Annotated in this window: 13 protein-coding genes; 5 read left to right on the forward strand and 8 right to left on the reverse strand. The window is 51.4% G+C overall.

What is annotated here, in order from left to right; translation table 11 throughout:
* Window positions 1-22: 22 nt before the first annotated feature.
* Window positions 23-721 carry a ComF family protein gene (locus tag G535_RS13105; RefSeq protein WP_051207000.1) on the forward strand — a complete coding sequence of 233 codons (699 nt, stop codon included), beginning with the start codon at window positions 23-25 and terminating at the stop codon, window positions 719-721.
* Here G535_RS13105 and G535_RS0106625 read toward each other — a convergent pair.
* Window positions 718-3,330 (reverse strand): M14 family zinc carboxypeptidase, encoded by a 2,613-nt coding sequence (locus G535_RS0106625; protein ID WP_026861345.1) that lies wholly within the window; start codon window positions 3,328-3,330, stop codon window positions 718-720. The two genes, G535_RS13105 and G535_RS0106625, sit on opposite strands and share 4 nt — an antisense overlap.
* Window positions 3,331-3,485: 155 nt before the next feature.
* Here G535_RS0106625 and nfuA point away from each other — a divergent pair, with 155 nt between their 5' ends.
* Entirely contained in the window at window positions 3,486-4,064 is a 579-nt protein-coding gene (nfuA, locus tag G535_RS0106630; RefSeq protein ID WP_026861346.1) for a Fe-S biogenesis protein NfuA, read from the forward strand.
* Between the two features lie 68 nt (window positions 4,065-4,132).
* Window positions 4,133-5,527: a DUF4397 domain-containing protein gene (locus tag G535_RS0106635; RefSeq protein ID WP_026861347.1), complete on the forward strand. Its 1,395-nt coding sequence runs from the start codon at window positions 4,133-4,135 to the stop codon at window positions 5,525-5,527.
* Here G535_RS0106635 and G535_RS0106640 read toward each other — a convergent pair.
* Complete coding sequence (locus tag G535_RS0106640; RefSeq protein WP_051207001.1) at window positions 5,510-6,862, reverse strand: MATE family efflux transporter; 1,353 nt, start codon at window positions 6,860-6,862, stop codon at window positions 5,510-5,512. The genes G535_RS0106635 and G535_RS0106640 overlap by 18 nt on opposite strands.
* Here G535_RS0106640 and G535_RS0106645 point away from each other — a divergent pair.
* On the forward strand, window positions 6,828-7,883 hold the full coding sequence (locus G535_RS0106645) for a polysaccharide deacetylase family protein (RefSeq protein ID WP_157981192.1): 1,056 nt from the start codon (window positions 6,828-6,830) through the stop codon (window positions 7,881-7,883). The genes G535_RS0106640 and G535_RS0106645 overlap by 35 nt on opposite strands.
* Here G535_RS0106645 and G535_RS0106650 read toward each other — a convergent pair.
* Genes G535_RS0106650 through G535_RS0106670 form a run of 5 tightly spaced genes read right to left on the reverse strand, consistent with a single transcriptional unit; the run spans window position 7,880 to window position 11,691 of the window.
* Window positions 7,880-8,503 (reverse strand): SCO family protein, encoded by a 624-nt coding sequence (locus tag G535_RS0106650; protein WP_026861350.1) that lies wholly within the window; start codon window positions 8,501-8,503, stop codon window positions 7,880-7,882. The genes G535_RS0106645 and G535_RS0106650 overlap by 4 nt on opposite strands.
* A 22-nt stretch (window positions 8,504-8,525) precedes the next feature.
* Window positions 8,526-9,434: a heme o synthase gene (gene cyoE, locus G535_RS0106655; protein WP_026861351.1), complete on the reverse strand. Its 909-nt coding sequence runs from the start codon at window positions 9,432-9,434 to the stop codon at window positions 8,526-8,528.
* A 32-nt stretch (window positions 9,435-9,466) separates the two neighbouring features.
* On the reverse strand, window positions 9,467-10,450 hold the full coding sequence (locus tag G535_RS0106660; protein ID WP_026861352.1) for a COX15/CtaA family protein: 984 nt from the start codon (window positions 10,448-10,450) through the stop codon (window positions 9,467-9,469).
* Between the two features lie 6 nt (window positions 10,451-10,456).
* A complete protein-coding gene (locus G535_RS0106665; RefSeq protein ID WP_026861353.1) occupies window positions 10,457-11,002 on the reverse strand; it encodes a hypothetical protein in 546 nt (181 codons plus the stop codon).
* Window positions 10,999-11,691 carry an SURF1 family protein gene (locus G535_RS0106670; RefSeq protein WP_157981191.1) on the reverse strand — a complete coding sequence of 231 codons (693 nt, stop codon included), beginning with the start codon at window positions 11,689-11,691 and terminating at the stop codon, window positions 10,999-11,001. Before G535_RS0106670 ends, G535_RS0106665 begins: the two co-directional genes overlap by 4 nt.
* 63 nt (window positions 11,692-11,754) lie before the next feature.
* On the opposite strand from G535_RS0106670, the gene G535_RS0106675 reads away from it, so the two are divergent.
* Window positions 11,755-11,970: a DUF2909 domain-containing protein gene (locus G535_RS0106675; RefSeq protein WP_026861355.1), complete on the forward strand. Its 216-nt coding sequence runs from the start codon at window positions 11,755-11,757 to the stop codon at window positions 11,968-11,970.
* Window positions 11,971-12,001: 31 nt separating this feature from the next.
* On the opposite strand, the gene G535_RS0106680 is transcribed toward G535_RS0106675, so the two are convergent.
* The gene (locus G535_RS0106680) at window positions 12,002-12,883 is read right to left on the reverse strand and encodes a cytochrome c oxidase subunit 3 (RefSeq protein ID WP_026861356.1); all 882 of its coding nucleotides are present in this window, start codon (window positions 12,881-12,883) and stop codon (window positions 12,002-12,004) included.
* Window positions 12,884-12,888 lie beyond the last annotated feature (5 nt).

Genomic DNA, 12,888 nt, shown 5'->3' on the forward strand with positions numbered 1-12,888 from the left:
AGTAGTTATTTTGGAGTGTGTAATGGTAACCATGGAAGGGGCTTTTGCCAAGCTGTCAGGTGGCTGTTGTTGGTGTTGTTTAATGCCGCTATTCGCGAGTGAGCAACATGGCTTTTGTCGCGCGTGCTTTCGTGACTTACCACGCTTGCCGCCATCATGTTTACACTGGCGCGGTGCCTCGCGAGCCTTGCCACATACACGCTATTGGTTTGCTGCGCTGGCGTGGCGCTCGATGAGTCGGCAACTGGTGTATAGCTACAAATTTCAGCGACGGCCTGAATTGGCGCGTTGGTTAGCGCCGTTGCTCAGCGCTCAGGTGATGGCCTGTTATCAAAAGTATCAAGCACGTTGGCCTGATGTGGTGGTGGCGATGCCAATGACACGGCGGCGCTGGCGTAAACGCGGATTTAATCAAGCTGGGTTGTTGGCAGAACAGGTGGCTAAGCAGGTGCAGTTACCTTACGCCGTTGGTTTGCTGCGACGCTTACGCGACGAAGAGCAGCAACATCAATTGAATCGACAGCAGCGTTGGCAGAGGATGCAACAGGCGTTTCATTGTACGCGAGATATGAAAGGTCTGCGCGTGGCGCTCGTCGATGATGTGTTGACGAGCGGCGCGTCAGTGACCGCGGCCGCCGCTGCAATGCGGCGACGCGGTGCAAGAGCGGTTGATGTGTGGACGTTATGCTACACCGAACCGCATCAACTAGGTGAGGCCTAGTGGTTTTCTTCAGCTGCTTCAGCGTTTGCCGCGGCAGCGTCTTCCGCACTTTTCGGGAAGGCGTTGACTGCAGGCGCTAAGAAAATCGCGTTGCTGAGCAGTTTGGCCGTGCCCCAGAAATACGCTCGGAAGTTCACGTCATCAGCAAAGGCAATCACACGACCACTGCCGAGACGGTGGGCAACGATGGCTGCTTTATTGCCGATAACTTCACGGTTTTGCTTCGCAGCATAGCCGCTTAGCAGCGGATCTTCTTGATAGCGAGCTACCGTAATGAATGGTGCGTTCGGTACTTCCATGGCATTTAAGCTGTCTTTAAATAACGGCAGTTTTGTGCGCGGGAAACCAAAGGCGAGCGGGTGGCTCAGATCCAAATCAGCACCGAAGATGGCACCGGCAACACGGCGCTGGCCATAGTAACTATCACGGTCTGCGTAGCTTAGCTCTGCGGTTTCAAATTTTTCGTCAAAAGCTTTGCTGTCGACAAAGTTGGCCGCCAAGATACCTTGCTTAGCAAGCCATTTCGCCCCACCTTGTTGACCGATAATAGTACCGCCATTGGCGACCCATTCGCGGAGGCGTTTGACATGCTGCTCGCTAAGGTTGCTGTAGCTACCATCGACTAAAATGATGTGGGTGTAGCGCTGCAAATCACTGCGACCAAAGCGGTCGGTGTCAACCAAGGACACAGGGATACCAACGTGGCGATCAAGGTAATACCATGCTTCACCATTTTCATACATGTTGGCACCATGACCGACCAACATCATTACGCTAACAGGATCAACCGGCGGTAAGTTACGGCTACCCAGATCCATCCCTTTTGGTGTTAAACCAGTGGTAATGCTATGCACGGTCACGCCATTGTCAGCCATGGCCTGCGCTACGAGCGCTTGTACCTCAGCCCATGGTTTCGTTTGATAGGCACGAGGAACAATCACTGCGCCTGGTGCAAACGCATGTTCGCCGTCGCTGGTTTTTGCGGTAAAACCGAGCTGTGCTTGGCGTACATGTACACCTGCTTTCGAGAGCTGCTGTAAGGTACGTGGTGCAAAGTAGTGGTGCCAATCGAAGCCATACGCATAAGCGTCGCTACTAAGGCTTTGCGCAGGCGCTTGTACTGCTTGCCAAACCTGGTCGCTGTGGCGAACACGGCTGTCGGTTGCGCTGAAGTTGACGTTAAAGGCGAGTGGCAACGTCCAACCTGATACATCGTAGAAGGTGTTGTCACGGAAGCTCTTCTGCGTCGTGAAGATTTGACGAATCAAACGGTACTGTGGCTGCGCAAGCGGCACATAGTAGCTGCTGCCGGCACGGTAGACGACGTCATTTTCTTCGATGTCTTTGGTGATTGGGTAAACTTTCACGCCATGTTGTGAAAGGATCTCCAGCATACCTTCGACGCGACCTGGGTCGGTGGCATCACCGAAGACATAACCGCGGAAGTCAGCATCATCGGCCTGTTCTAGTGCGTCTTTGAAGAAGCGCTGCTGATAGTCGAGGAACGATGACTTGTGCGCGTGAGCACCGTACATGGTGGTTAGCGAGGTAATGAACTGGTTCTCGATAGTGAACGGGAACTCAACCACACCGTTGATCGAATCGTGCGCATGGCCGCGGCTCGAGCCCTGCTCAAACAAAATGCCAATTGCACCTTGTACATCAGGGTAGGTTGAACCTTTACCTACGTAAAAGTCATCGAAGGACTCTTCAGTGAAATACAAACGACCCTCTTCATCAAGGGCAGCTGCGTGACCTGCTGCCAATTTGGCGGTCAGGGTAACGTTTTCTTCTGGGGTTTCAGGGTTACGACGGGTCGGAATACCTGGTTGGAAGAAGAAGGTGCTGTTTGATCCCATTTCATGGAAATCGGTGAGTACGTTTGGCTTCCACTTTTGGAAGTTGGCGATGCGCGCACGAGATTCTGGGTGTTGCAGTAACAACCAGTCACGGTTTAAGTCAAACCAGTAGTGGTTGACCCGACCGCGAGGTGTACCTTGAACGTGCTCACGGTGCTGGTCATCTGACACGATGTTTTGGCTCTTGTGCTGGTTAACCCACAGCGCAAAGCGAGCAAGGCCATCGGGGTTAAAGCTAGGATCGAGGAGGATAATGCTGTCGCGCAATACCGCCTCAATTTTCTCGCCTTGTGCAGCGGCAAGGTAATACGCGTACAACAATGCTGAGTTACTACCGCTTGCCTCATCACCATGGATGCTGTAACCCATGTAGAGTACCAGCGGTGCAGTTTCAGGGTCACCGTTACGGCTTGGATCGGCAATCGCCAAATGTTCGTCACGCAAGGTATCGATGTTCTGGTGATTCTCTGGTGAGGTCACAGTGATCAACAATAACGGACGTTGCTGGTGGGTACGGCCGGTGTATTCAAGGTGAAAACGGTCGCTTTTTTCAGCAAGTACTTCCATGTAACGGACAAGTTGATCATGGCGTACATGCCACTCACCTACTTCATAACCTAAAATCTCTTTTGGTGTTGGGATTTCAGGGTCATAGGTGACATCATCGGGCAGGTAATCTTTTAAAGTTGTGCTTTGAGCACTAAAAGATACCAACAGCACTGCGGCTGCGAACATCTTGAGAAAACGCATAGTTGGATCCTAAGCAATTGAAACGTCGGTATAAGCTAACAAATGCTAGGCAAAGCCCCAAGCGGGTTACTATGCAATGCAGGATTTTTGCGATAAGATATACCCTAGTAAATTGCTCAAGTATAGCTTCAGTAGATTAGTAAGGTGGTAAGCTCATGATTCGTATTACAGAGAACGCACAGGCACATTTTCGTAAATTGCTTGCCGAGCAACCGGACAACACCAATATTCGTGTTTTCGTGGTCAATCCGGGAACACCGACAGCGGAGTGTGGCGTTTCGTATTGTCCACCTGATTCCGTAGAAGCTGATGATGAAATTCTACCTTTCTCGGGTTTTGACGCCGTGGTCGATTCTGGCAGCGCCCCATTTTTGAAAGATGCCGTGATTGATTTTGAAGAGCAGGACCTTGGCTCACAGTTAACCTTGAAAGCACCGAATGCGAAAGCACGAAAAGTGGCGGATGATGCGCCGTTAATTGAGCGCGTCGAATACGTGATTCAAGCTGAAGTGAACCCGCAGCTCGCCAACCACGGCGGTCGCGTATCGGTGACAGAAATCACTGACGACGGTTTTGCTATTTTGCAATTCGGTGGTGGCTGTAACGGTTGTAGTATGGTTGACGTCACGCTGAAAGAAGGCATTGAAAAACAATTGCTTGAGCGTTTTGATGGTGAGCTAAAAGGCGTTAAAGACGTGACTGAGCACCAACGCGGCGAGCACTCTTACTACTAAAATTGTGATCCCAGACATTATTTATCTTCGTATGTGGAATTTGCATATAACACAACGAGGAACAAACCATGAATGGGATCACGAAATGCAGTATACCTGTTTTAGCTGTGCTCATGCTAGCCGCATGTGACAGCGATGATGATAATTCAGAGTCTGTTGTAACCCCACCACCAGCACCCGATTCGACCTACGTTCGGGTGCATCACAGTGTTGCCGATGCCCCTGATGTTAATGTGCTGGTTGACGGCAATGTAGCGCTTGAAAGTGTGCCGTATGGCGCTTCTTCAGCAGTGCTTGAGTTGGATGAAGGCACTTACAGTATTCAAGTTGATGGCATTTTAGCCGATATGTCGACCGCGACGGTCATTGGTCCTGCCGATGTTGAGCTTGACGATGACATGCGTTACGAGGTGTTTGCGGTAGGTAAAGTTGGCGACGCAACCATCGCGCCACTTATTTTTGCTAATGAAGTGACCGCTGTTACCGAAGGCAATGCGCGGGTTGAAGTTGTGCATGCTGCACCAGATGCGCCACCGGTAGATATTTATGTGACCGAACCTGGCGCCGATCTTACCGCAGCGTCGGCGTTAACGACCTTGGCCTTCACCGATAACTCTGGGCAAGTCGAAGTTGCCGCGGGTGATTATCAAGTACGCATCACCGTTGCTGGCGAACCAGCGACTGTGGTTTACGACAGTGGTTCGTTGGAACTTGCAGCTGGGGCAGATTTAGTCGTCGCTGCAGTGACCAATACGATGACCGGTAACGCGCCAGTGATGTTGCAGGTGGCTGATGGAGAAGGCGCAATGCTAGTGCCTGACGTCAATGCCGGTGCTGAGATCCGTGTTGTTCATGCCAGCGCCGATGCGCCAGCAGTCGATGTGACATTGAATAACGCGGCAACGCCAGCTATTGCCAATTTACCATTTCTAGCAGCGACAGGTTTTGTGAGCTTAGCCACGGGTGATTATCTGGTTGATGTTGCTGCCGAGGGCGGTGACCCGCTGGTGCTTGATGACATTCCGTTGTCGTTGGCGACCAGTGATAAGCTCAGCGTATATGCCGTAGGTGCATTAGGTGATGGTAGTCTAACTTTGGCTGCAGTGAGTGATATGCAGCGCCGTATTGCGACCGAAGCGCAATTGCAATTAGTGCATGCCTCACCGAGTGCCGGCAACGTTGATATTTATGTGACGGAAACTGATGCGATCGCGGACGCTGACCCTGTCTTTAGCAATGTTCCGTTTGATGCCAGTGCGTTGGTTTCGACAGGTTACGTGTCGTTGGTACCGGGTGACTATGTGGTGACTGTAACTCCAACCGGAACCAAAAACGCGGCAATTGGGCCGATCACGCTAACTCTTGAGGGCGGCGGTATCTACAGTGCTGCTGCGGTCGATGCCACCGGCGGTGGTTTATTGCCGCAGTTAATCTTGCTCGACGACTTAGCGCCGGTACAGTAAGTAGAGACTTTGACTCACGCCGCGGGCGAGTAGAAAACCAGTTAACGCCAACCACAGCCCGTGGTTGGCGTTTGTGTTTGTGAACCACTGTTGACCAAGCCACCATAACGGCAAAAATACGCCAACTGCGCTGATTGCCATAGTATCGCGCATTGCGCGCGTATAGCCCAAGCCGATAAAGACACCATCAAAGTAGTAACTCCAGTGGGCTATGAGTGGTAAGGCATAGATCCACGGCAAGAACAGTAGCGCGGTTTGAATGACATCGGGAAGGTCGGTTAAGAGGCGAATGATCTGGTGCCCGGCAAGTAAAAAGACCGTACTGTAGATGAGCGCAAAACCACAGGACCAAAACAACGTTAAGCGTAACCAATAGCGCACTTCGTCGCGTCGCTGACGGCCTACCGCTGCGCCAGCTAAGGCCTCCACAGCATAGGCAATACCATCAAGACCCAACGAAATAAGCATGAGAAACTGCATCAGTACGGCATTAACGGCCACGTAAATCTCGCCAAAGCGTGCGGCGTAACCGGTCATGCTTGCCATGCAGAGCTGCAGAATGAGCGAGCGTAAAAACACATCGCGATTCATGCTAAGAAAGCGCTTAAAGTAGCTGAGTTGGAGGTGCCATGCTTGTTGCAGTTGTAGGGTGTGGCGCAAAAAGTACAGGCCTAAAATGGCAGTAGCGATCTCGGCGCTGACCGACGCCCAGGCGGCACCAACCACATTCAACTGGAGGCCAATGACGAGAAAAATATCTGCAACCACGTTAACGGCATTGGTAAAGATCACCAAGAACATCGCTTGACGACTTTGTTGCCGTCCCAATAAAACACCTAACACGACGAGGTTAATCAATGCTGCTGGCGCGGCCCAGAGCCGAATGCTGATGTAAGATGTGGCGTAACCGCGAAGCTCTGGCGAAGGCTCAATAAGCCACCAAGCGAGCTCAAGTAACCAGGGGCGCAGCAGCAAGAGCAGTACGCCGACGGCCACGGCAAACGTCAGTGCGTGTAAGGCAATTTGAAGCTGTTCTGCTGGTTTTTCACGGCCGTAAGCTCGGGCGATTTCACCAGTGGTGGTCATCCGCAAAAAAATCGCTAGCAGATAAATAAAGCTGACGACCATGGCCCCAAGGGCTACTGCGCTAAGGTAGATTGAATCGTCGAGATGCCCTATGATCGCGGTATCGACCAGCCCCAATAAGGGCGCTGCAATGTTGGAAATAATCATAGGGATAGCAATGGCAATAATGCGGCGATGCGCGGGCCAGCTCCCCCAAAAAGAATGGAGGTTTAGTGTGGCGATATTCCGGTTGTTTGGCTTACTGCTCATCTTATTCCCTGTGATTTCGTATGCGGCGCAGCACGGTGTGGTGGTGTTGCAATACCATCATGTGGGAGATGATACACCGCGGGTGACTTCGGTGACAGCGCAGGAGCTTGAAGCACACTTCGCTTTCTTGCAAGAAAATGACTTTAACGTGGTGTCACTTGCCGACGCCCAGCAATTGGTGGCGCAAGATAAGGTGCCGGATAAAACCGTTGCCATTACTTTTGACGATAGTTGGCGAAACATCTACAGCAATGGCCGTGCGGTGTTTGAGAAGTATCGCTATCCGTTTACGATTTTTGTGAATCCACACCTTATGGAAGAAACGCCGCGACTCTATATGTCATGGCAACAATTGAACGCGTTAACGGAGTTCGGAGCGACCATCGCCAATCATTCCGAGTACCATGCCCATATGACGTGGCGCGAAGAAGGTGAAACCGAGACGCAATGGTTGGCAAGACAACAGCAAGCCATCGTGCAGGCGCAAGCAAAAATTGATGCCGAGTTGGGTAGCGCACAAGCAAAATACTTTGCGTACCCGTTTGGCGAGTACAATCCCGAGCTTGCGGCGTTGCTTAAAGAGCTTGGCTACCTTGCCTTTGGTCAGCACAGTGGGCCTTGGAGTCGTTACGTTCCGCAGACGGAAATTCCGCGCTTTCCAGCGTCAGGCCATTATGCAAACCTAACAACACTTAAGACCAAGTTGCTGAGTTTGGCCTTACCAGCGCGTCGTGTCGCACCGACCAGCATGGTGCAGTCAAGCGATACAGAGCGTCTGACGATTGAGTTACAGGTTGAGCCTAGTGACGATGTACAGTGGCAACAGCTTGGCTGTTTCTATCAAGGAGAACGCTTGCAACCAGAGCTTGATGGTGAGCGACTCACGCTAAGTATTGATGGTTTGCCGGTGGGGCGCTCGCGGGTGAATTGCACGGCGCCAAGCAAACAGTTGCAGGGGCGCTTTTATTGGTATTCGGTGCCGTTAGTACGCCCTGACGCAGCAGGGCGTTGGCCTGATTAACGATAATCTCTGACGATCAAACGGAAGTCAGTGATGAGTTGCTCCATATCCACTGTCGGAATTTTTCCAGGGGTATGGCTGGCTTTGAAAATAGCGTGGCGTTGACCTTGTGGGTTGACCAGCACAATCGCTGAGCTGTGATTCACCAAGTAATCCATTTGGTCAGGAGCAGGAATGGAATACATCAAGCCTAAGCCGTTTACAAAGGGATAAAGCTGCTCGTGTTCGGCCCGCACGCCTAAGAATTCCGGACCAAAATAGCCGTTATATTGCGCCAACTTATCTAAACTATCGCGCTTGGGATCAACACTGATCATCCAAACCTTCACTGGCGCTTCAGCTTTCGCGTTGAGACGCGGCATTGCTTTTTTGAGATCGGCCATGGTGGTTGGACAGATATCAGGACACGAAGTGTAGCCGGTGAAAAGTAGAGTCCATTGGCCTTCGAGATCGGCATTGCTGATCGCGCTGCCATGATGTCCTTGCAATGAGAAAGGCTCCATCACTCGAGGTGGGTCGTAGACTAAGGCTTGCGGCTGGGGTTGTGGCAAACTGTTGTATATGACCACCCCGGCGACGAGAGCAATTAAGGCTACTACCGAAACCAATAACTTTTGCATTTCCTGACTACCTCATGTCGATTTAACTGCCGAAAGATAATGTCGGTGCTGCTACATAATGGTCCACTAACAATAGCACAAACAAGGCCATCAACTGCCAGATGGAGAAGCTAAACATACGGTAGGCTGTGAGCTTTTCGGGAGCGAATTTAAGCTTCCATGCATAACCGAGAAACCAAATGCTCAGAATACTTGAGCCAATCAGGTAGATAACACCAGACATGCCGACAATATAGGGCAACAAACAAATGATCGCGAGTAATATTGTGTACAACAAGATGCAGGTCTTAGTGAATTCAATGCCGTGAGTGACCGGCAGCATTGGAATTTCAGCCTTGGCATAATCTTTTGCGCGATGCACTGCCAGTGCCCAGAAGTGTGGTGGTGTCCAGGTGAAGACAATCATCACCAGCAAAATCGCATGGGGGTGAATGTCGTTGGTCACTGCGGTCCAACCGAGTAACGGCGGTGCAGCACCTGCCAGTCCACCAATGACGATATTCTGCGGGGTCGCACGTTTCAGGTACATGGTATAAATCACCGCGTAGCCGACGAGGCTTGCTAAGGTCAGCCATGCGGTAAGCATGTTGACCCAAACTGCCAACACCGCAAAGCCGAGCAGGCCAATCAATGCTGCAAAGCCCAGAACGTGTCGCGGAGAGAGCGCACCTGAGGGCAGCGGGCGACGCAGGGTACGTGCCATACGGGCATCGATATGGCGGTCGACCAAATGATTGACCGCGGCAGCCGAGCCAGACATCAAACCAATACCGATCATGGCCGGTACCAGTACCTGCCAGCCTACCCAGGTAGGGCTGGCTAAGCAAAGTCCCACGAGCGCGGTAAGTAGAAGAAGGAGCACCACGCGAGGCTTGGTGAGCTCGAGGTAGTCACGCCAGTTAAAATAGGCTTTATAGGTTATCTCTGTCATAGCGAGTATCCTCTTAGACGCTTTTAGAGTTGTTATGCGTAGCGTCCGATTTTGTAATTGAGACCGACAAGGCTAAGTAATAGCAATGCTCCGACAAGGTTATGCGCGACGGCAACGCTTAAGGGGAGCATGAAGATCACGTTGCTTAACCCTAACGCGATTTGCAGCAGTAGTGCTAGCGCAACCCAATTGAGACTGCTGCGAATCACCGTCGATTGGGCATTCCGGTAGCCCTTAAACAATAACCAGCCAGCAATGCATAGGGTTAAGACCGCGCCTAAGCGGTGGGCGACATGCATGGTCATACGTTCGGCATAGTCATGGGCCCCATACTGGTAGGTGACCGCTTCTGGCACAGAAAAAGCTCCAGCCACATCCAGTCGTGCGCTCCAGTCCCCCTCGCAAATAGGTAATTCTGTGCAGGCGAGTGCCGCGTAGTTGGCTGCGACCCATCCGCCTAGCGCAATTTGGGCAATCACGACGACTAAGGTAAAAGCTGCCAATTTGCTGAAGCGGTGGGCGTGTTTATCGCCCATTGGCAGGTGCATTCGCTTTAGACGCAGGCGGAGCAGGTACAACAGCGATAAGGTCGCAAAGCCACCAAGTAAATGGCCCATAACGATAAGCGGCTGGAGGTTTAAGGTCACCGTCCACATGCCAAGCGCAGCTTGAAAAATCACCAGTGCAAGCAGTAACAGTGGCAATTTCACCGGTGTTTCGGCGCGTTTGCGCTGACGCACAAGCGCCGTGACGGCAATAAACAAAATCATTAACCCTAAGGTTCCTGCCGCATAGCGGTGCACCATTTCATTCCAGGCTTTATGGTGTTCTAACGGCGTATCAGGAAAGAGTGCCTGGGCTCGAGCCACCTTGTCAGCATCGGTAGGTACGGTGAGGTGGCCATAGCAACCGGGCCAATCAGGGCAGCCAAGCCCGGCATCGGTGAGACGGGTGTAGGCACCTAAGACAATCACAACAATAGCTAGGGCGAGACTGAAGTTCACTAAGGTTCGCATGATGGATCACCCCATTCGTGAAAGTTTGAGCAAGGTGCGTAAGTCAGAGAGCAACTCTTTGGCTTTGGCACGCATCGTAGCTTCGTCACTGTAGCTTGGGTAATGCAGCATGACGTTGCCCATTGGGTCAATAATGAATAAATGATGCGCAGGTAGCGCTGCGAGCTCGCGCACGAGGCTGGCATTTTGCAGTGGCTGCACCATTGGAACTAGGTCTAGCGCCATGTTAACCGGGCTGCTACTGAGCAGTAGCGGTGTGACACGGTCACTTTCTTTACCGAGCGCGATATCCAGCTGATTCATGGCATAGAGCGCTTGCATGCAGTTCTCCGCACACGCTTGATCAGCAATCAAGGCGACATGCCAACCTTCAGGAAGGGTCGCATTGCTCGCTTCGCTAAGGGTGATAGGGGGCGATAACATAATGCCTTTATTGGTGGCTGCGCCCTCATACCAGCTTTGGTCGAGCACAAATTTAGCCCCAATAACAGGGAGGGCAAAAGCCAACACAACGCCAATCAAGGTGGCGCGGGATTTTTTTACTGCATTCATGCACATTCCTTCTTTTTCGTTTTTATTTGGGAACGTCGTACAAAGAACACCACAATGACAGCGGCAAGCGCAAGTGAAAACCATTGCAAGGCATAGGCTTGGTGTTTTTCTGGTGGCATGACAGCGGGTTGCCAATGCCGCGGCCAGCCTAAGTCTGCGCTTTCAGCGAGCAGAATCATTGCTGGTGCAATAGGTTGCTCAAATTCAGTACTGAGTATCTCGAATTCAGCTTTTTGGATCCGGAATGCTTGGTCAAAAGGCTCGACAAGCTGTTGCGCAAGTTGAATTCCCTTTTGGTTGGGCGGGTACCACCAGCCGGTAATCTCGATGTTTCCTTGCGGTAACAGGACTTGGGGAACTTGGTTGCGATCATAATCCGCTGCAACCCAGCCCAAATTGACGGGTTGTAGGGTGTTTCTTGCGGCGCTTTCAAGTAGGCCGATAACCTGATAACCGACGCGCCCTTGATAGATTTGGTTGTCGAGTAGTAAGTAGGTTGGGTGAAACGAGCCGGTGAGACGTACAGGTTGAAAGCGAGTAAGGTTTGCAGTGTCGGTCGGTAAGGTCAGTAGGTCAGCGTTGTCGGCGCTATGCATGGCGTGCTCGAAGTCATCAAACAGTTGTTGCTTTTCGGCCGCGCGGTCCAACTGCCAAAATCCAAGCTTGACCAAGCTAGCAATAGTCAGCACAGTGAGACCTACAATAAGAAGTGTACTGATACGCATCAGCATTCACCACAACAGGACAGACAAATGGTTGTTACCGCTAAAATCATTCTGGTACTACTCATGTTTTTTATGGTCTTTAATCTCATGCGCGCATTGCTTGTTATGTTGCGCAACGATCCGACCCAACCACCCATGACCCGTTATTTGGGTCGTCGCGTAGGCGTGTCAGCCCTTGCGCTCGTTATTATTATTTTATTGCTGGCATTTGGCGTGTTAGAGCCAAACCAGCGGCCTTACTAGGGGCGAACCCCAAGTAAGGCCAACTTCTGCACTAGAGAACATAAACAAAAATAAATAAGCACACCCAGACCACATCGACAAAGTGCCAATACCAACTGGTCGCTTGGAAGGCAAAGTGATGCTCGGGAGTAAAGTGACCTTTCAAGATGCGTAAGAACATGATGATCAGCATCAAGGTTCCTAAGGTCACGTGGACACCGTGAAATCCGGTCAGTAAGTAAAAAGTATTCCCATAGACACCAGACGATAGGGTAAGGCCGAGCTCTTCGTAAGCGTGCACATACTCAGCACCTTGCAAGTACAAGAAAATACAGCCAAGAAGAATGGTAATGCCGAGCCACAAGGTCAGTTGCTTGCGTTTGCCTTTTTCAAGACCTACGTGGGCGAAGTGACAGGTAAACGAAGAGGTGATTAAGATCAAGGTGTTGTACAGTGGTAAACCTGCCCAGCCCATGGCTTGGGTTTCAGTACCCCCAGGCGTTTGTGTCAGCGGCCACATAGCCTCAAAACCTGGCCATAAAACCTCATTCGTCATTGCATTGTTGCTGGCGCCTCCGAGCCATTCAACGGCAATAACACGGGCGTAAAAAAGCGCGCCAAAGAAGGCCGCAAAAAACATGATTTCAGAGAAGATAAACCAAGCCATGCCCTGGCGGTACGAGTGACCAAGTTGGGCGCTATAGAGCCCAGACATAGACTCATTGATCTGGTCACGAAACCAACCAAACAGCATAACGAGCATGACAATGATGCCGCCGGTAAGCACATTCGCGCCCCAACCATCGACCTCATTTTTCATATCAATAACCGTATGGCCCGCACCAAAGGCGATGAGTCCTAGTCCAATTGCGCCGACAATCGGCCATGGACTCGAGGCTGGCACATAATATTTTTCATGGTGTTGTTCTGCCATAACAA

It is taken from the genome of Pseudidiomarina sediminum DSM 21906 (genome assembly GCF_000423165.1).
In the GTDB taxonomy this organism is placed as follows: Bacteria; Pseudomonadota; Gammaproteobacteria; order Enterobacterales; family Alteromonadaceae; genus Pseudidiomarina; species Pseudidiomarina sediminum.